17 protein-coding genes are annotated in these 18,235 nt (G+C 57.0%); 9 read left to right on the forward strand and 8 right to left on the reverse strand.

Translation table 11 applies throughout. The annotated features are described in order from the left end of the window. Window positions 1–68: 68 nt before the first annotated feature. A complete protein-coding gene (gene zapE, locus GOV53_RS05910) occupies window positions 69–1,127 on the reverse strand; it encodes a cell division protein ZapE (protein WP_170464722.1) in 1,059 nt (352 codons plus the stop codon). A 147-nt stretch (window positions 1,128–1,274) separates the two neighbouring features. Here zapE and GOV53_RS05915 point away from each other — a divergent pair, with 147 nt between their 5' ends. Continuing rightward, the gene (locus GOV53_RS05915; RefSeq protein ID WP_170464723.1) at window positions 1,275–2,513 is read left to right on the forward strand and encodes an MFS transporter; all 1,239 of its coding nucleotides are present in this window, start codon (window positions 1,275–1,277) and stop codon (window positions 2,511–2,513) included. Window position 2,514: 1 nt separating this feature from the next. Here GOV53_RS05915 and GOV53_RS05920 read toward each other — a convergent pair whose 3' ends face one another. The 5 genes from GOV53_RS05920 to GOV53_RS05940 form a co-directional block, all read right to left on the reverse strand. Then, window positions 2,515–3,135, reverse strand: coding sequence for an HAD family hydrolase (locus GOV53_RS05920; protein ID WP_170464724.1), 621 nt, complete (start codon window positions 3,133–3,135; stop codon window positions 2,515–2,517). A gap of 143 nt (window positions 3,136–3,278) precedes the next feature. Continuing rightward, window positions 3,279–3,734, reverse strand: a complete 456-nt coding sequence (locus GOV53_RS05925; protein ID WP_170464725.1) for a YaiI/YqxD family protein — start codon at window positions 3,732–3,734, stop codon at window positions 3,279–3,281. Beyond that, complete coding sequence (gene sthA, locus GOV53_RS05930; RefSeq protein WP_170464726.1) at window positions 3,731–5,188, reverse strand: Si-specific NAD(P)(+) transhydrogenase; 1,458 nt, start codon at window positions 5,186–5,188, stop codon at window positions 3,731–3,733. Before sthA ends, GOV53_RS05925 begins: the two co-directional genes overlap by 4 nt. Before the next feature lie 3 nt (window positions 5,189–5,191). Beyond that, window positions 5,192–6,025: an S-formylglutathione hydrolase gene (fghA, locus tag GOV53_RS05935; RefSeq protein WP_170464727.1), complete on the reverse strand. Its 834-nt coding sequence runs from the start codon at window positions 6,023–6,025 to the stop codon at window positions 5,192–5,194. Window positions 6,026–6,126: 101 nt separating this feature from the next. Continuing rightward, complete coding sequence (locus tag GOV53_RS05940) at window positions 6,127–7,056, reverse strand: AEC family transporter (protein WP_170464728.1); 930 nt, start codon at window positions 7,054–7,056, stop codon at window positions 6,127–6,129. Between the two features lie 181 nt (window positions 7,057–7,237). Between GOV53_RS05940 and GOV53_RS05945 the strand changes: the two genes are divergently transcribed. Next, on the forward strand, window positions 7,238–7,855 hold the full coding sequence (locus tag GOV53_RS05945; protein ID WP_170464729.1) for a TetR/AcrR family transcriptional regulator: 618 nt from the start codon (window positions 7,238–7,240) through the stop codon (window positions 7,853–7,855). Between the two features lie 66 nt (window positions 7,856–7,921). Here GOV53_RS05945 and GOV53_RS05950 read toward each other — a convergent pair whose 3' ends face one another. Next, complete coding sequence (locus tag GOV53_RS05950) at window positions 7,922–8,833, reverse strand: HlyD family type I secretion periplasmic adaptor subunit (RefSeq protein ID WP_170464730.1); 912 nt, start codon at window positions 8,831–8,833, stop codon at window positions 7,922–7,924. A 189-nt stretch (window positions 8,834–9,022) separates the two neighbouring features. Here GOV53_RS05950 and GOV53_RS05955 point away from each other — a divergent pair, with 189 nt between their 5' ends. From GOV53_RS05955 to GOV53_RS05980, 6 genes are all read left to right on the forward strand, one after another. After that, window positions 9,023–10,606 (forward strand): ABC transporter substrate-binding protein, encoded by a 1,584-nt coding sequence (locus GOV53_RS05955; protein ID WP_170423482.1) that lies wholly within the window; start codon window positions 9,023–9,025, stop codon window positions 10,604–10,606. Between the two features lie 69 nt (window positions 10,607–10,675). Further along, window positions 10,676–11,770: a M24 family metallopeptidase gene (locus GOV53_RS05960; RefSeq protein ID WP_170464731.1), complete on the forward strand. Its 1,095-nt coding sequence runs from the start codon at window positions 10,676–10,678 to the stop codon at window positions 11,768–11,770. Then, a complete protein-coding gene (locus GOV53_RS05965) occupies window positions 11,770–12,777 on the forward strand; it encodes an ABC transporter permease subunit (protein WP_170464732.1) in 1,008 nt (335 codons plus the stop codon). The genes GOV53_RS05960 and GOV53_RS05965 overlap by 1 nt, the downstream gene beginning before the upstream one ends. Beyond that, a complete protein-coding gene (locus tag GOV53_RS05970) occupies window positions 12,777–13,679 on the forward strand; it encodes an ABC transporter permease subunit (RefSeq protein ID WP_170464733.1) in 903 nt (300 codons plus the stop codon). Before GOV53_RS05965 ends, GOV53_RS05970 begins: the two co-directional genes overlap by 1 nt. A gap of 4 nt (window positions 13,680–13,683) precedes the next feature. Then, window positions 13,684–14,661, forward strand: a complete 978-nt coding sequence (locus tag GOV53_RS05975) for an ABC transporter ATP-binding protein (RefSeq protein WP_170464734.1) — start codon at window positions 13,684–13,686, stop codon at window positions 14,659–14,661. Then, window positions 14,658–15,614, forward strand: a complete 957-nt coding sequence (locus GOV53_RS05980; protein ID WP_170464735.1) for an ABC transporter ATP-binding protein — start codon at window positions 14,658–14,660, stop codon at window positions 15,612–15,614. Before GOV53_RS05975 ends, GOV53_RS05980 begins: the two co-directional genes overlap by 4 nt. Window positions 15,615–15,622: 8 nt before the next feature. Here the strand turns inward: GOV53_RS05980 and GOV53_RS05985 are convergent, their stop codons facing one another. Next, window positions 15,623–16,303, reverse strand: coding sequence for a GntR family transcriptional regulator (locus GOV53_RS05985; RefSeq protein ID WP_170464736.1), 681 nt, complete (start codon window positions 16,301–16,303; stop codon window positions 15,623–15,625). 265 nt (window positions 16,304–16,568) lie between these two features. Here GOV53_RS05985 and phnY point away from each other — a divergent pair, with 265 nt between their 5' ends. Then, window positions 16,569–18,017: a phosphonoacetaldehyde dehydrogenase gene (gene phnY / locus GOV53_RS05990; RefSeq protein WP_170464737.1), complete on the forward strand. Its 1,449-nt coding sequence runs from the start codon at window positions 16,569–16,571 to the stop codon at window positions 18,015–18,017. The last annotated feature ends 218 nt before the right edge of the window (window positions 18,018–18,235 follow it).

The raw sequence follows: 18,235 nt of genomic DNA on the forward strand, positions 1-18,235 counted from the left end.
CCGCTTAGCTTCATCTGACCAAAAATACCTCGGGGGAGGCGCGCGCAGCGCGGCGGGGGCAGGGCCCCCTATTGCCCCCAGTCCTGATCCTGCATTTCGCGCAGACGCGATGCCGTACGTTCGAATTCAAACGTGCCTTCGCCTTCGACATACAGCATCTCGGGCTCTGCGGCGGCAGAACAGATCAACCTGACTTTCGCCTCATACAGCGCGTCGATCAGCGTGACGAACCGTTTGGCTTCGTTGAAATTGTTGCGGGATAGGCGCGGAATATCCTCAAGAACCAGCACTTTAACCGCTTCAGCGATGGCCAGGTAATCCGCCGGGCCAAGCATTCGGCCGCATAAGTCATAGAAACTGGCCCGCGCCACACCGTTGCGGAATTCCGGCAGTTCAACTGCGCGCCCATTCACTTGCAGGATCAGCGGGTCTGCTGCCCCTCCGGCCAGATCGTTCCAGACGCTGCGAATGCTCGCACGGGCCTCGGGGCCGATCGGAGTGAAGTAGACAGGGGCACCCTCCAGCCTGTTCTGGCGGTAGTCTGTGGGTGAGATCAGTTCCCACACCTCAAGTTGTTCTTTGATATGCGCAATAAATGGCAGGAAGAGCTGACGGTTCAGCCCGTCCTTGTACAGATCATCTGGATGCCGGTTGGATGTGGTGACAACCACGACACCCCCTGCGTGCAATAAGTCGAACAGACGACCAACAATCATCGCGTCGGTGATATCGGTGATCTGCATTTCGTCAAAGGCCAGCACACGCACGGATTTGACAACCGAGGCGGCAACCGGAGCCAATGCATCCTCGACCCCGTCCTTCCGGGCCTTGTGCATGCCCGTGTGGATTTCCTGCATAAAGGCGTGGAAATGCACGCGGCGGGCCGGGATGTCCGCCAGCGAGTCGATGAACATATCCATCAGCATGGACTTCCCCCGCCCGACGCCACCCCACAGGTACAATCCTTTGGGCGGCGGCGGCGCTTTTCGAAAGAACCCGCGCTTAACAGGTTCCGCCAAAGCAGACCGAATGCGTTCGAAATTGGGAAGTACGGCTTCTTGCGCGTCGTCTCTGGTCAGGATGCCCTCGGCCACCTGTTTGTCATAAAGCGAAATCAAACCCGTCATAGTCCGAGGCATACCGCCCGGCTTGCCCGTTGAAAAGCGGCCATTTATCGGACACATCAAATTTGCTTATCCGTGACCGCAAAACTCCTGAATTGACGCCTGTCTCACAGCGAGTAACTTGGCGTGCCTGATACCCCCGAGGACCCCATGCCCCAGTACGCGCGCCTTTTTAACCCCATCCTGATTGTTGGGTGCATCATCATTACGGTCAGCTTTGCCGTACGCGCGTCCTTTGGCGTGTTCCAGATTCCCATCGCGGACGAGTTCGGCTGGTTACGCACCGAGTTTTCCATGGCCATCGCGATCCAGAACCTGGCTTGGGGTATTGGACAGCCGATCTTTGGCGCGATTGCTGAAAAGATCGGCGACCGACGAGCAATTGTGATCGGAGCGCTGACCTATGCCGCCGGCATGGTCTTGTCGGCGTGGTCCGTCACGCCGTTTGAGCATCAGATGTACGCTTGGCTGGTCGGATTTGGTATTGCAGGAACCGGTTTCGGCGTGGTGCTTGCGGTTGTTGGTCGCGCGTCATCAGACGAGAACCGCTCGATGTCGCTGGCAATTGTCACAGCTGCGGGCAGTTTTGGGCAAGTTTTGGGTGCCCCAACTGCCGAATTTTTGCTGAGTTTCATGCCTTGGCAGCAAGTGTTCATCGTCTTCGCGATCGCGATCCTTGCTCTGGTGCTGACCTTGCCCTTTATGCGTGCGCCGCAGGCGGTGACAAAGGCCGAGCTTGAAGAAAGCATGGGGGAAATCCTGGGCAAGGCGTTCCGAGACCCATCCTACACGCTGATCTTCTTGGGCTTTTTCAGTTGTGGGTATCAGTTAGGGTTCATTACGGCCCATTTTCCGGCCTTCGTGACCGAAATGTGTGGACCCATTCAACCGGGCGGCGTTCTGCATTCCATCGGGATCACCAGCACGTCCGCACTTGGGGCCGTGGCCATTTCACTGATCGGGTTGGCAAACATCGTCGGCACACTGTTGGCAGGTTGGGCAGGGAACCACTTCCCCAAAAAGTACCTGCTGGCTGCCGTATATACCGCCCGCACTATAGCTGCCGCAGCCTTCATCATGTTCCCGATCACACCAATCTCGGTCGTTGTGTTCTCGCTGGTCATGGGTTCGCTCTGGCTGGCCACAGTTCCGCTGACGTCGGGGTTGGTCGCGCATCTTTATGGGTTGCGCTACATGGGCACGCTCTATGGGATCATCTTCTTCAGCCACCAGATCGGCAGCTTCCTCGGCGTCTGGCTGGGTGGACGGATGTACGATCAATACGGTGACTATACCATGGTCTGGTGGATTGGCGTCGCGATCGGAGCGTTCAGCGCCATTGTCCATCTGCCCATCCGAGAAAACCGTACTGCGACCGCGGCCGCCTGAGCTAGCGCGCCTCTTCCTCTGTCAGCAGGCCTTCCTGCACCAGCCGGTCTGCCCACCCTTGAGGGCCGGCAAACAGGTGCGTTTGCCACCCGCGGGCCCGCGCGGTTTCAATATTGTCGATCCGGTCGTCGGTGAACAAAAGCGTTTCGGGACGCAGGCCGCAATCTGCCTCGACCATTTCGTAGATCGGGACATGCGGTTTAACTGTTTGCATTCTGCCCGAGACATACTGTTTGTCGAACTCATTCAAGAACGGATACACCGTGGTCGCGTAGTCAAAGTTCTGTACGCCGAAATTGGTCAACGCGAAGACTTTCACGCCCTTGACCCGCAAAGCACGCTGCAGGCGGACCGAGTGTGGGATTTCAGGCGCGGCAAGCTCAATCCACTTGTCATGCCACATGCGGATTTCGTCGCTCCACTCGGGGTACTTCTCGGCCCAATCATAGATCGTATCGGTGAAGTGATGGCCCTGATCGACCAAGTCGTTCATGCCATGCAGATCAACTTCGGAGAACATCGCGCGACGGCGGTTTTCGCCAATGATCCGGTCATAGTAACGCTCGGGTTTCCACTCGATCAGAACGTTCCCGATGTCAAAGATAACGGCCTTTATCGACATTTAATCCTCTATCCGTGCAATTATTGCGTGGGGCGACTGAACCAATCCCGAGGGTGTTTATCAAGACACAACCGCAGCGCGCAGCGCTGCCTGGCCCAACTGCCTCAGGCGCATCTGAGATGCGACAGAAGCAGGCGGGAGGATCAGCCTCGTTGCGCTGCTCTCAATTCGCGTTCCAGCGCGTCCAGAAACCTAGACCGATCCGCCTTGCCAAAGGGTTTGCCGCCTCCGCCCGCGCCTAAGGGATTGGCTGCGCGCAGGTCGGCCATCAGGTCGCGCATGGCTAGTTGCTGGCCGATATTGGCTGCCGTGAACGCCTCGCCGTTGGGGCGGAGAACCCGCGCACCGGCCTCGACACACTTGGCGGCCAACGGGATGTCGGAGGTCACCACAACGTCTCCGGTGCCGCAGCGTTCAGCAATCCACTTATCCGCCTCATCCGCGCCTTCTGCGACGATGACCACCTGCACCAACGGGTTGGCGGAGGGGCGAAGCCCACCGTTCGAGACCAGAGCCACAGGCACTTTGTGCCGCGTGGCGACACGTTCGGCCTCGGCTTTGACCGGGCAGGCATCGCCATCGACATACAGGGTCGTCACGCTTTCTTGACCTCTTTCTTGGCGGGTTCTGCGGGTTTCTTGCGCACCTTGAACTCTTCGGGGATCGGCATCCGGTTGAATGCGTCCAGACCTGCAATTTTATAGGCCTCGGCCAGCGTCGGATAGTTGAACGTATTCTGAACGAAGTAATCCACTGTGCCCTTCAGGTTCAGCACGGCTTGCGCGATGTGAATCAGTTCGGTCGCCCCTTCGCCCACGATTTGCACACCCAGCACCCGCCGTGTTTTCAGCGAAAACAGCATCTTCAGCATACCATGTTCCAGCCCCATGATATGCCCGCGTGAGGTTTCGCGGAATCGCGCCACGCCGACCTCATAAGGGATGCCGCGCTCCTGCAGCTCTTCCTCGGACATGCCACAGGTCGAAATCTCGGGCACAGAGTAGATTCCATACGGGTACCACGGGCTTTCAGGCAGGGTAGGGGTGTCCAACGCATGGCATGCCGCCACGCGGCCCTGTTGCAGCGAGGTCGAAGCCAGCGAAGGATGCCCGATAACATCGCCGGTGGCGTAGATATGAAGGACAGAGGTCTGGTAGGTCTTGCGATCCACTTTGATCCGGTTGCGGTGATCGGTCTCCAGACCTACGGAATCCAGATTCAGCGCCGAGGTCGCGCCCATACGTCCTGCAGCGAACAGCAGCATCTCGGCGCGGACGTGACGACCGTTTTCCAGTGTGACCTCAACATGATCGCCTGCATCTTCGATCTTTTCGACTGCGGAACCCAGGCGCAGATCAACCCCGTTTTCCCGGATTTGGTGCGTGAAATCGTGGATCAAGCGGCTGTCGATAAAATCAAGGAACGTCTCGCGTGGTTCGATCAACGTCACCCGCACGTCCAGCGCCGAGAACATGGTGGCGTATTCTACTCCAATCACACCGGCTCCGATTACGACCAGCGAGCGTGGGATCTCGGCCATCTCAAGAAAGTCGTCACCATCAACCACGGTCTTGCCATTGAAGGGCACGTAGTCGGGGCGATAGGTCTTGGTGCCGGTCGCAATCAGGAACTTGGCCGCCGTCAGGCGCGTTGTTTCGCCCGCATCCGTTGCAACCTCAACCTCGTGCGGGCCAACGAATTTCGCCAGCCCGTTCATGGTTTCCACATGGTTGCGGTTGAACTGATGTTCCAACACGTCAACCTCGTGGTCCAGCGTCATGTGCAGTCGAGCCTTCAGGTCTTCGGCCCTGATCTGATCTTTTACCCGATAAGACCGCCCGTAAAAACTGCGTTCGCGCCAGCCGGACAGGTTCAGAACCGTTTCCCGCAAGGTCTTGGAGGGGATCGTCCCGGTGTGCACTGAGACGCCACCAAACCGGTCTTTGCGGTCGATCACCAGAACGCGCCGTTTCAGTTTGCCCGCTTGAATCGCCGCAGATCGCCCCGAAGGACCAGACCCGATGATAATCAGGTCGTAATCGTAGTCGCTCATGCCTTAGTCTCCGTACAGCGCCTCGGCGTGGAATGTGATGTGGTCTTCCATGAAGGTCGACACAAAAAAGTATGAATGGTCATAGCCCGGCTGCAGGCGGAAGGTTGCCTGCTGGCGACGTTCGGCAATCGCCTGCGCCAGAGTTTCTGGGCGCAGCAGGTCGATGAATTGGTCGTTGGCACCCGTGTCGATCAGTACTGGACCATCGAAGCCCTTTTCCCTCATCATCACAGAAGAGTCGTGTTTATCCCAACGTGACTGATCGCCGCCCAGATATGCGCTTAGTTGTTTACGACCCCAGTCTGCGCCGGTCGGGTTCGAGATAGGCGCAAAGGCGGAAACCGACCGAAAGCGTCCCGGCAGGTTCATGGCCAATGTCAACGCACCGTGACCGCCCATCGAGTGGCCGGTGATGGCCTGGCGGTCGCCATCGATCGGGAAGTTTTCGATCAGGAAAGCAGGAAGTTCCTCGGCAACATAATCCCACATATTGAAATGCGGAGCCCAAGGCTCTTGGGTTGCGTTCACATAGAATCCGGCACCCTGACCCAGATCGTAGTCCTCGTGGTCGGCAACACCTTCACCGCGCGGAGAGGTGTCCGGGAATACAACGGCGATGCCTTGCTCGGCTGCCCACGCCTGCGCGCCTGCCTTTGTCATGGCGTTTTCATGGGTGCAGGTCAGGCCCGACAAATACCACAGAACCGGGACCGGACCATCCTTGGCCTCGGCCGGCAGGAAAAGACCAAAGGTCATGTCGCACTGGCAGGCGGACGAGGTGTGGCGGTAGACGCCCTGGACGCCTCCGAAACATGCATTTTCCGAAAGGGTATCCATCTGGTTTTGTCCTTACGTTAGGTTTGCGCCATGGCTATAGCCACAAGGGCGATACGTAAAGCCTGAGTGCCTGCCGCACGACATTTTTCACAAGAGCTGCGTCAGGGTGTTCCGACCCAGGCAATCACCAAAGGCACGGTCAGAATACTTGCGGCCGTGGACAGCAGGATCGCAGCAGATGCACGGTGCGGTGCAACGCCGTAATGCGCGGCCAGCATGTAGACATTGCCTGCAACTGGCAACGCCGCAGCAGCGATGGCCACTGATGCAGGAAATGCAGCAACGGGAAGAACCCACAGAAGAACGATTGCAACGCAGGCAGGGTGGATGACGAGTTTACAAAAACTAAGCCAGCCCGCGATATGGACGCGCTCGGCCGATTTGCTGGCCAGCGACGCTCCGATAGCGAACAGGGCGCCGGGTGTGGCCGCGCCGCCCAGAATGCTCAGGAAATCGTTCAGTGGCGTAGGGACGGGGATTTGACAGGCGGACCAGAGAAGACCAGCTGAGATCGAAACGATCATCGGGTTCTTGAGCAGCCCGATCCCGATCAGCCGGAAAGTCGCGGGGGTCAGTCGCCCATCACGCCCGCCGTTGATCAGTATGACAATCAATGACGAGAACACGACCAGATCAACGGTCAGAACCAGCATGACCGGCCCGATGGCAGCCTCGGTAAACAGCAGCGCCAACATGGGCAGCCCTAAAAAACCGACATTGCCGATCGCCGCGCATTGCGCCTCGACCGCAGCGGTTGGGATATCAAGCCGCCGTATCCATGCAACCAGAGTGGCCAGGCTGTACACAGCCGCGGTGCCGATCAGGTACCCCAGAACAAGCCTTGCATTGAAAATCTCGGCAAAGGGCAGGGTGGCGGCAAAGCGAAACAGCATGGCCGACAGCGCGAAATAGAAAACGAATTTGGTCAGATAGGCCGTCGCCTCTTCGGTGAAAAAACGACTGCGACCGGCCCAGTATCCCAGGCCGATGATCGCGAAAAAGGGCAGCGTGCGCAGGAAGATATCGACCATGAGGAACTTCGTATCATGGATTTAGCAAGCTGCAAGCATTGTCCGCGCACAGGTTTGGCTTGCGGCCTAAAACCCGTTCCAGTTGCCTAAACAATTGCCTCTGGCCCAGAAACTATGCGAATCGTTGTATCTGAACTGAACGGTTTATACATTCGACACCCATATGAACTAAGGAGAGCCCATGACCGAAGCAGCCGCCATCCTGCGTACAGGCCGAAAATTTGATCAGGTCCTGCGCGGAGCCCGAGAGGTTTTCATGGCGGACGGTTTTGAAGGTGCAAGCGTTGACGACATCGCGCGAACAGCCGGGGTGTCGAAAGCCACGCTTTACAGCTATTTTCCGGACAAGCGCCTGTTGTTCATGGAAGTGGCCCAAGTTGAATGCAAACGGATGGCAGAAAACGTCGTTGCGATGGTTGACGACTGCAAACCGGCCCGCGAAGTTCTGACAATTGCTGCGAGGGAACTGACGGCCTTTCTGGTCTCGGACTTTTCACAACAGATGTTTCGCATCTGCATCGCTGAGCGCGACAGATTCCCTGAGCTGGGCCAGACATTCTATGAGGCCGGACCGCAGAACGGTCAGCACAAGATGGTCGAGTATCTGGAGAAAGCGGTCAACAAAGGTGAGCTTGCCATCGACGACCTTCAATTGGCGGCGGAGCAATTCAGTGAGTTGTGCAAGGTTCGGATCTGGACACGTGCAGCCATCGGAATTCAAAAGAGCTTTTCCAAGGCCGAGATCGACGAAATCGCGCTACAGGCGGTTGAGATGTTCATGGCCCGGTACGGTGCTTAAGTCGGTAGGTTCCAAATAAAGCGAAAAACAACCCGCACCCGGCATCCCGGATGCGGGCTTAACCAGTCACTCGATAAAGGTCTTTGCCAGCCGGTCGCTGATTGGTTGTGACAGATAGCTGATCACGGCACGCTCGCCCGTATTCACGAACAGATCTGCAGGCATGCCCGGGACCAGATCAAGGGCGGCGACTTCGGTTGGTTGATCCGCATCCAGCTTTACCCGCGCCTTGTAGTACGCCTCTCCGGTGCGCTCGTCCTCCAATGCGTCGGCGGAGATGTCGAATATCTGTCCGCTGGCCTCGGGCACGTCAGCCTGAGCGAAGGCGGACAGGCGAATGCGCGTGGATTGCCCGATCTGCAGCTTGTCGATATCTCCGGTTTTGATCCGCGCTTCGACGATCAGTGCCTGATTGGCGGGGACGATATCCATGATCGCCTCTCCGGGGCGAATGACGCCACCCTTGGTCGAGATACCCAAGTTGACAACGCGACCACTGGCCGGGGCCAGCACTTGCGTCCGCTTCAACCGCTCTGCTGCGCCAGTGTATTTCGATCGGATCAGATCAAGCTGCGCATCCACGATCGCAAGTTCTCCGGCGATAACTTCATCGCGCAGCTTTTGCTGGCTAAGCAGGGACAATTGCAATTCCTGAACCTGATCTTCAGCTTGCGCGATTTGAGTGCGCAACGACGCGTCGACGCCACCCAGACGCTCCAGTTCGATCTGACGCGCGCTGACACGCGTGGCCGCCACTAAGCCCTTATCCAGCAGGGATTGCAGGTTCGACAGCTCGACCTGAGTGATGTCGATCTGGTTCTGAGCCGCGCGCCGCTGTTCATTCAAACCTGCGACCTGGTTGCGCAGGCCCGAGATGCGCTGAGCATTGATCTGGGCTTCGGTCTGTCGTGCGCGGGCTTCTGCGTCAAACAGCTGCTTTTGCGTCAGATAGGGTGACAACCAGTGTAAGTGTTCCATTCCATCGCCGAACCCGGCCAACGCGTGTTCTTCGCTGGTCAGGCATGTTTGGTATCAAATTGAGTTGACAATGGATTTTGTATTTTGGATACAACTAGCACAGATTTCGCGACGATGAGAGTCGTCTGGAATTGCTTGACCAACAAAAGCAACGCGAAAGCCGATTTAAAACATTTCTGGGAGACAATCATGAAACTTGGATTTTTGGCGGCAACTGCGGCAATCGCCCTGTCCAGCGCGGCCGCGCATGCCAGCACATTGGTGTATTGTTCGGAAGGTTCACCCGAAGGCTTCGATCCGGCGCTGTTTACAGCCGGGACCACCTTCGATGCCTCTTCGCACCCGATCTACAACCGACTGCTCGAGTTTGAAACCGGGACAACCAATGTGATCCCCGGTTTGGCCGAAAGCGTCGAAGCCAGCGATGACGGTTTGGAATACACGTTCAAGCTGCGTCAGGGGGTCAAGTTCCATTCGAACGACGAATTCACCCCAACCCGCGATTTCAATGCGGATGACGTCATCTTTTCGTTCATGCGTCAGAAGGACGAAGGCCACCCGTATAACCAGGTGTCCGGTGGAACCTGGGAGTATTTTAAGGGCATGGGCATGCCCGATTTGGTCGAGTCCATTGAAAAGGTCGACGACTACACTGTGAAATTCACTTTGACCAAACCCGAAGCACCGTTCGTGGCCAATATGGCGATGGATTTCGCGTCGATCCTGTCGGCTGAATACGCCGACGCGATGATGGCGGCCGGCACGCCTGAGAAGCTGAACACAGCGCCCATCGGTACCGGCCCGTTCTCGTTCGTGGCCTATCAGAAGGATGCAGTGATCCGCTATGCCCAGAATGCCGATTATTGGAAAGACCCAGCGGATGTCGAAAACCTAATCTTCGCGATCACGCCGGATGCCTCGGTTCGGTATCAAAAGCTGAAGGCCGGCGAATGCCACATCATGCCCTATCCGAACCCCGCCGATATTCAGGCGATGCAGGATGACGGTGACATCAACATGATGGAGCAAGAGGGCCTGAATGTCGGTTACCTTGCCTACAACACCACAATGGCGCCGTTCGACAATCCGAATGTCCGCAAGGCGCTGAACATGGCGATCGACAAGAACGCGATCATCGACGTTGTCTTCCAAGGCTCGGGGCAGGTTGCCAAAAACCCGATCCCACCGACCATGTGGGGATATAACGATGCCATCACGGACGACGCTTATGACCCTGAAGCAGCCAAGGCGATGCTGGAAGCCGAAGGTGTCTCTGATCTGTCGATGAAGGTTTGGGCGATGCCGGTGCAGCGCCCGTACAACCCTAATGCGCGTCGCATGGCTGAACTGATCCAAGAGGATTTCGGCAAGATCGGCGTGGATGTCGAGATCGTTTCCTATGAATGGGGCGAATACCTTTCCCGTTCGAAAGATTTGAACCGGGATGGGGCGGTTCTGCTGGGCTGGACTGGTGACAACGGCGATCCGGACAACTTCCTGGCGGTACTGCTGGGCTGTGACGGTCGCGAAGCGTCAAACCGGGCACAATGGTGCCACCAACCGTTTGAAGACCTGATCCTTGAGGCCAAACAGTCAACCGATCAGGCTGAGCGCGCCAAGCTGTACGAACAGGCGCAGGTCATCTTCAAAGAACAGGCACCATGGGCCACCATCGCGCATTCAGTTGTCTACATGCCAATGCGTAACGAGGTGCAGGGCTACAAGGTTCATCCCTTGGGCGGTCACATCTTCTACGGCGTAAGCGTCGAATAAAACACCACTCACTGATCGGAGCCGCCCCAATTGGCGGCTCCGGTTTTCAATATTGGGAGGTCGGCGCACATGCCGGATTTGTCCGAGTACCGTCAGCTGGCAAAGGACATGTCAGTAGACGCCGTGGCACTGGTGCCCGGCCCGAATTTCACCCGCGCATTGGGTAAACCCTTCATGAGCCACGAGCGTCCCTTTGTGGTCGTGATCCCGGCGCAGGGAGCCCCGGCAGCAATTGTGCCCAATCTGGAACTTGGATCATGGGATCTGGTCGGTTTCGATGGCGCGGTTTTCGATTGGCTAGATCAGACCGGATATGACGGCGCATTCGCTGCTTTGGCCGAGCATTTACCGCTAAAATCCCTAGCCGTTGAGGGGCAGGTGATGCGGGTATTCGTGTTCAAAGCCTTTACCCGCGCCATCCCAGATCTGCGCATCGTGGACGGCGAGCGCGAAATCTCGGGCCTGCGCATTATCAAGACGGACGACGATATCGCCGCCTTGCAAGCAGCCATCGATGTTTCGGAACGCGCTCTGGACCGTGTCATTGCGGATGTGCGCGTCGGCCAGACGGAAAAACAGATCGAACAGGCGTTGATTCAAGCGCTTTTTTCCGAAGGCGCAGCCTCACTGGCCTTTTCGCCAATCGTTGCGGCCGGGGACAACTCGGCGCGCCCGCATGGTAAGGCGCGGGCGGATTACCAAATCAAGGCGGGCGAAGCACTTTTGTTCGACTTTGGGGCACGCAAAAATGGGTTTGCCGCCGACATCACGCGGACCTTCTTCGTTCAGGATGTCTCGGACGAGGGCAGGGCGGTCTATGACACGGTACTGCGCGCCAATCTGGCTGGCTTCGAAGCTTGCCGTCCCGGTGTAACCGCTCATGATATCGACGATGCCGTGACCGGAGTTCTCGAAGCGTCGCCTTATTCGGACCGTATCCGTACCAAGACAGGGCACGGTTTGGGTCGTGATGTGCACGAAGCGCCGTATATTATGCGTGGAAACGGTCAGATCATCCGTGCTGGCATGGTCTGGACGAATGAGCCGGGTCTTTATGATCTGGACAATTTCGGCGTTCGGATTGAAGATGATGTCTTGGTGACCGACGATGGTTGCCGCTCGCTAACCAGCTTTCCAAAAGATCTGACAATCATAGGCCGCTGATGTTTGGCTATTTTCTTACACGCCTTGGCATGTTCATTCCGACATTTCTGGGCGTGACGCTGATTTCGTTCATGTTCATCCGGGTGCTGCCGGGCGATCCGATCATCGTGATGGCCGGTGAACGCGGTATGACCGAAGAACGCTATCAGGAGATGGTCGAAAAGCTGGGCTTCGACAAACCTATCCTGCAGCAATACTGGGATTATCTGACCGGTGTGTTGCACGGTGATCTGGGTGAGAGCTTTGTCACCAAGAAGCCGGTTTGGGACGAGTTCTTTGCCCTATTCCCTGCCACGCTAGAGCTTTCGATCTGCGCGATGATCTTTGCGGTTGCATTAGGGTTGCCAGCGGGCGTGATCGCAGCCGTAAACCGAGGCAAGTTCTTTGATCGTGCGCTGATGTCTTCGGCTCTTGTGGGCTATTCCATGCCAATCTTCTGGTGGGCTTTGCTGCTGATCATCGTGTTCTCAGGCAATTTGGGCTGGACGCCGGTCTCAGGCCGGATCGACCTGCTGTACTACTTTCCCAGCGTCACTGGCTTCATGCTCATCGATAGCTTGCTTTCGGGGCAGGAGGGTGCCTTTAAATCGGCGATACGCCACCTAATCCTGCCGACAATCGTTCTGGGTACCATTCCCCTCGCTGTCATTGCCCGCCAGACACGCTCGGCGATGTTGGAGGTTCTTGGCGAAGATTACATCCGTACGGCCCGTGCCAAGGGGTTGGCCCCAGCGCGGATCAACGGGCTGCATGCCCTGCGCAATGCACTGATCCCGGTGGTTACTGTAATCGGCCTGTCGGTTGGTACTTTGCTGGCTGGCGCGATCCTGACCGAGACAATCTTTAGTTGGCCCGGCATCGGCAAGTGGATGGTCGACAGTATCTTCCGTCGTGATTACCCGGTGGTGCAGGGCGGTCTGTTGATGATCGCGGTGATTGTCATGCTGGTGAACCTACTGGTCGATGTCCTCTACGGTATCATCAACCCCAAAATTCGGAGGCGGTGATGGCTGAATTGTCTGCAACTCCATCCAAAACCGAAGATCGCCCCAGCGCATTGCGTGAATTCTGGTATTACTTCAGCGAGAACCGTGGTGCGGTTTTCGGTCTGTATGTGTTTTCCGCCTTTGTCCTGTGTGCGGCTTTTGCTCCCCTGTTGGCTCCCTATGACCCGACCGAGCAATTCCGGGACCACATCCTGCAGCCTCCGGCGTGGCAAGCGGGCGGAAGCTGGGCCTTCCCCTTGGGTACCGATCCTCTTGGGCGGGACATGCTATCGCGGCTGATCATGGGCTCACGCTATTCATTCTTTGTCGGCATCGTGGTGGTCTGTGTGGCCGTGACGGGCGGCGTGATCATTGGCCTGCTCTCTGGGTTCGCGCCCAAATGGGTCGACACGCTGATCATGCGGGTGATGGATATTATTCTGTCCTTCCCTTCGCTTCTTTTGGCTTTGGTTCTGGTCGCCATTCTTGGCCCGTCGCTGACGAACGCCATGATCGCCATCGCTATCGTCTTCCAGCCACATTACGTGCGCCTGACCCGTGCTTCAGTGCTGGCAGAACGGCAGAAGGATTACGTTACTTCCGCCCGCGTGGCCGGTGCTGGCAAGGCCCGGCTGATGTTCAAAACGGTGCTGCCGAATTGTCTGGCCCCCATTATCGTGCAGGCCGCTTTGTCGTTCTCAACCGCCATTCTGGACGCCGCAGCGCTTGGCTTCCTGGGCATGGGTGCACAGCCGCCGACGCCTGAGTGGGGCACCATGCTGGCCGAGGCGCGTGAATTCATCCTGCGCGCCTGGTGGGTTGTGACGTTCCCTGGTCTGGCCATTTTGGTCACGGTGCTCGCCATCAACCTGATGGGCGACGGTCTGCGCGACGCGCTGGACCCGAAGCTAAAGCGGAGTTGATGACATGAGCCTTTTGGATATCCGAAACCTCACCGTCGAATTCGCAACCGCTTCAGGCAAGTTCCGCGCGGTAGACGGAGTCGATCTGTCCGTCGACAAGGGCGAGCTGATGGCCATCGTCGGTGAAAGTGGCTCGGGCAAATCAGTGTCTATGCTGGCGCTAATGGGCTTGCTGCCCTGGACCGCCACGATTACCGCCGATCAGCTGAGTTTTGAGGGCATCGACCTAACCAGCATCTCGGCCCGCGACCGGCGCAAGATCATCGGCAAGGACATCGCCATGATCTTTCAAGAGCCGATGTCGTCGCTTAATCCCTGTTTCACAGTCGGCTTTCAGATCAAGGAAGCGCTGCGCATCCATCTGGGTCTGAACCGCAAAGCCCGCCACCAACGCGCGATTGAACTATTCGATCAAGTCGGTATCCCAGCACCGGAAAGCCGCTTGAACACCTTTCCGCATCAGATGTCGGGCGGGATGAACCAGCGTGTGATGATTGCCATGGCGATTGCCTGTAATCCCAAACTGCTGATCGCGGACGAGCCGACGACGGCTCTGGACGTCACCATTCAGGCACAAATTTTGGATTTGCTGATCCGACTGCGGGATGAGCAGGGGATGGGGCTGGTGCTGATTACCCATGATATGGGCGTCGTTGCCGAAACGGCCGAGCGTGTGCAGGTCCAATATGCTGGTCAGAAGGTCGAGGAGCAGCCTGTTGGCGATCTGTTCCGCACTCCGCGCCATCCTTACACATCCGCTTTGCTGAGTGCGCTGCCCGAGCGTGCTACATCCAAGATGCTACCTACAATTCCCGGTGTCGTGCCCGGTCAGTTCGACCGGCCAAAAGGGTGTCTGTTCAGCCCGCGATGCAAACACGCCGATGATCTGTGCCGCAACACTCCGCCCACGCCGCATGGTGCAGAGTTCGGCAAGGCCCGCTGTCATCATGTCGAAAAGATTACCGCCGGAGAATTGGTATGACCGCCCCCATCGTACAGGCCAGTGCCTTGGCCCGGTTCTATACCGTCAAAGGCGGGTTGTTTTCGAAACCGGTAACGGTCAAGGCTCTGTCTGGCGTGGATTTCGACCTGCAGCCGGGCAAGACTCTGGCCATCGTGGGGGAATCCGGCTGCGGGAAATCAACGTTGGCACGGGTGGTGACAATGATCGAGGAACCAACCTCGGGCAGTCTCACCATCGACGGGGTCGATATCACTCCATCCAAATGGGCAGAAATGCGCGAGACCGTGCAGATCGTGTTTCAGGACCCCTATGGCTCGCTCAATCCCCGACAACGGATCGGTCAGATCCTGCAAGAACCTTTGATTATCAACCGCCGCGACATGGCCGCAGCCGATCGCGAGGCCCGCGCGCGGGAGATGATTGAACTGGTGGGACTGCGACCGGAACATTATGATCGCTATCCGCACATGTTTTCGGGCGGGCAGAGGCAGCGTATCGCCATTGCTCGCGCCCTGATGCTGAACCCGAAGGTATTGGTGCTGGACGAGCCGGTTTCAGCGCTGGATGTCTCGATCCAGTCGCAGATCCTGAACCTTTTGGTCGAATTGCAGGAGAGGTTGAACCTCGCTTACTTGTTTATCTCGCATGATCTATCGGTCGTGAAGCACTTTGCCGATGATGTGATCGTAATGTATCTGGGCCGCGCCGTAGAAAAAGCGCCCAAGGACAAGCTGTTTGCTGCCCCTCGGCACCCGTATTCCAAAGCATTGCTGTCAACGACCCCACGGGCGGATCCCGATGCACGAAAAGATCGGATCAAACTGGAAGGTGAGCTGCCGTCGCCAATGAATATCCCCAAGGGGTGTGCTTTTGCACAGCGTTGCTGGCTTGCAACCGAAGAGTGTCGCACGGCCCCGCCAGAACTGAGCGGCACGGATCACAAGGTCGCATGCCTTCATCCATTGGACTAGCGGAAGGTTCAGCCAGCTTCGCCGCCCCGTGTTTTGACAACCATTGCCAGCAACTCTTCCTTGGTGCGCTGGATGTGTTTGGTCAGCAAATCACAGGCTGCCTCAACTTGCCCTTTGCGAGCCAGCGACAACAACTGCCGGTGGTCTTTCTTGGCTGGTTCGCGCTGCTCCATCACGCTCAGATGCATACGAACATAGCGATCGGACTGCAGATTCACCCTTTGCAGGATTTCATTGGTCAGTCCGCGATCCGCAGCCGCGTACAAGGCCTTGTGATATTCATAATTCAGGCTGCCCCAACGGCCCACGTCGTAGGCTTCGTACGATTTTTCCATCTCATTCAGCAGCCGCTCACAAGCGGCGAAATCCGCTTCGGTCATTTGAGGAATTGCGCGTCTGAACACATCGACTTCCAAAAGCACCCGCAGGTCGAAAATCTCTCCGATCTCGGAAAGAGAATGCGAGGTGACCGATGCACCGCGATTGTTGGTCAGCTGAACCAGCCCCTCGGCATCCAATCGTTTGAGCGCTTCGCGGATCGGCATGCGTGAGACGTCGTAGTCCTCGGCCAGAGCTTCTTGCCGGATCGTTTCGCCTTCGGCCATCTCGCCGCTGAGAATACGTTCGCGCAGGTCGTTTGTGATAACATCTGGCAGGCTTTGTCGTGCAATCGCGCGGGTTCGTGGCATAAGAGTGGTCTCGGTCGGTGAAAACTTGTATCCAAAATACAAAATGAAACGCGGATTTCCAAGGGTGTTGGATTCATTCGTAACTTTGAACGATTCCGAACTTACTGAAGGTTAGAAATGCCGAGGTGAATCATATGCGTTCCAAAGCACCGGTTTCTGGACTGACACAAGAGCAGGCTCTGGAATTCGACCAAATTGACTGGTTTTGCAAAACTGTCATCTGGGCTTGGCATACGCGCCGGATCAGACAACCATGGACTGCAAGATGAACACATCCAACATCCGCAACGAAGGCATGCGCATCGGTGGCAAGGTCGTCTTTACCGATGCCACTGTCCCGGTGCACTACCCGTATACCAATGAGGTTGTTGGTACGGTCCCCGCCGGAACCGCAGAACATGCGCGCAAAGCCTTCGAAATTGCGGCGAACTATACGCCCAGCCTGACCCGATTTGACCGTAGTGAGATTTTGCGGCGTGCGGGTGCATTGATTGGTGAAAAACGCGAATACCTTGCGAAATGGTTGACGTTAGAGCTTGGCATTTGTCACCAGCATTCGATCTATGAAACCAAGCGTGCGCAAGACGTGTTTCAGTTCGCCGCGGCTGAGGCCCTGAAAGATGATGGCGAGGTCTTTTCCTGCGACCTGACACACAATGGCAAGGCGCGAAAGATTTTCACCAAGCGCGAGCCCGTGACCGCCATCAGCGCAATCACACCGTTCAACCACCCTCTCAACATGGTCGCGCACAAGATTGCGCCTTCGATCGCAACAAACAACTGCATGGTGTGCAAGCCGACCGAACTGACGCCGCTGACCGCGTTGACGTTGGCCGACATCCTGTACGAGGCCGGGCTGCCACCCGAGATGTTCCAGGTTGTCACCGGCTGGCCGCAGGACATTGGGGAAGAGATGATAACCAATGAGCATATCGACATCATTACTTTCACCGGCGGGGTGCCCGTCGGCAAGATGATTGCCTCAAAAGCGGGTTACAAACGTCAGGCGCTGGAGTTGGGCGGTAATGACCCACTGATCGTGCTGAACGATCTGAGCGACGCCGACTTGGACAAAGCTGCCGCCATCGCTGTCGCGGGAGCAACGGGCAATTCGGGTCAGCGCTGCACCGCGATCAAGCGCATTCTGGTGCAGGACAGTGTGGCGGACGCATTCGTGCCGCGTGTTCTGGAAAAAGCCAAAGCTATCCGGTTTGGAGATCCGCAGGACCCGCAAACGCAATTGGGTTGCGTGATACACGAGCAAGCCGCTGAATTGTTCGAAAAGCGCGTCCTGATGGCAGCGGAAGAGGGCGCGGAGGTTCTGTATTACCCCAGTCGTCATGGCGCAGTATTGCCACCTATCGTCGTCGACAAGGTACCCCATGACAGCGAGTTGGTGATGGAGGAGACCTTTGGCCCCATCGTGCCGATTGTACGGGTGCCGGATGACGATGCGCAGGTCATGGCGATCTCAAACGGGACCTCGTTCGGGTTGTCGGCTGGCGTGTGCACAAACGATCTGAACCGAGCAATTGCGTTCATCAACGGGTTGAAGGTTGGAACCTGCAATATCTGGGAACAACCCGGGTACAGGATCGAAATGTCCCCCTTCGGAGGGATCAAGGACAGCGGCAATGGCGTCAAAGAAGGCGTGATCGAAGCGATGAAGTTCTTCACTAACGTCAAATCTTATTCGCTTCCCTGGCCCGAATAACTGAGGCCCATTTTTGCGCACAAGATACCGTTGAGGATGCCAGCCGAGACCTTAGACTTTTTGTTCGAATTGAACACCTGGCTGGTGCACCAACCAAGATGTGTGACGCAGTCCTAGCCTCAGGATGGGCACACCTAGCCGCAAAAACGACGTCAATTGGGAAACACTCAGTTCATTTGTCAAACAGAACGAAATCTCATTTCGTAATTTCAGGGATT

Origin of the sequence: Ruegeria arenilitoris, from assembly GCF_013035315.1 — a bacterium.
Lineage (GTDB): Bacteria > Pseudomonadota > Alphaproteobacteria > Rhodobacterales > Rhodobacteraceae > Ruegeria > Ruegeria arenilitoris_D.

What these genes read in the sequence shown, in the direction of transcription:
- GOV53_RS05970 (WP_170464733.1), top strand. Translation starts at nt 12,777, where the DNA reads ATGGCTGAATTGTCTGCAACTCCATCCAAAACCGAAGATCGCCCCAGC.
- GOV53_RS05945 (WP_170464729.1), top strand. Translation starts at nt 7,238, where the DNA reads ATGACCGAAGCAGCCGCCATCCTGCGTACAGGCCGAAAATTTGATCAG.
- GOV53_RS05955 (WP_170423482.1), top strand. Translation starts at nt 9,023, where the DNA reads ATGAAACTTGGATTTTTGGCGGCAACTGCGGCAATCGCCCTGTCCAGC.
- phnY (WP_170464737.1), top strand. Translation starts at nt 16,569, where the DNA reads ATGAACACATCCAACATCCGCAACGAAGGCATGCGCATCGGTGGCAAG.
- GOV53_RS05975 (WP_170464734.1), top strand. Translation starts at nt 13,684, where the DNA reads ATGAGCCTTTTGGATATCCGAAACCTCACCGTCGAATTCGCAACCGCT.
- sthA (WP_170464726.1), bottom strand. Translation starts at nt 5,188, where the DNA reads ATGAGCGACTACGATTACGACCTGATTATCATCGGGTCTGGTCCTTCG.
- GOV53_RS05920 (WP_170464724.1), bottom strand. Translation starts at nt 3,135, where the DNA reads ATGTCGATAAAGGCCGTTATCTTTGACATCGGGAACGTTCTGATCGAG.
- GOV53_RS05960 (WP_170464731.1), top strand. Translation starts at nt 10,676, where the DNA reads ATGCCGGATTTGTCCGAGTACCGTCAGCTGGCAAAGGACATGTCAGTA.
- GOV53_RS05940 (WP_170464728.1), bottom strand. Translation starts at nt 7,056, where the DNA reads ATGGTCGATATCTTCCTGCGCACGCTGCCCTTTTTCGCGATCATCGGC.
- fghA (WP_170464727.1), bottom strand. Translation starts at nt 6,025, where the DNA reads ATGGATACCCTTTCGGAAAATGCATGTTTCGGAGGCGTCCAGGGCGTC.
- zapE (WP_170464722.1), bottom strand. Translation starts at nt 1,127, where the DNA reads ATGACGGGTTTGATTTCGCTTTATGACAAACAGGTGGCCGAGGGCATC.
- GOV53_RS05985 (WP_170464736.1), bottom strand. Translation starts at nt 16,303, where the DNA reads ATGCCACGAACCCGCGCGATTGCACGACAAAGCCTGCCAGATGTTATC.
- GOV53_RS05980 (WP_170464735.1), top strand. Translation starts at nt 14,658, where the DNA reads ATGACCGCCCCCATCGTACAGGCCAGTGCCTTGGCCCGGTTCTATACC.
- GOV53_RS05915 (WP_170464723.1), top strand. Translation starts at nt 1,275, where the DNA reads ATGCCCCAGTACGCGCGCCTTTTTAACCCCATCCTGATTGTTGGGTGC.
- GOV53_RS05965 (WP_170464732.1), top strand. Translation starts at nt 11,770, where the DNA reads ATGTTTGGCTATTTTCTTACACGCCTTGGCATGTTCATTCCGACATTT.
- GOV53_RS05950 (WP_170464730.1), bottom strand. Translation starts at nt 8,833, where the DNA reads ATGGAACACTTACACTGGTTGTCACCCTATCTGACGCAAAAGCAGCTG.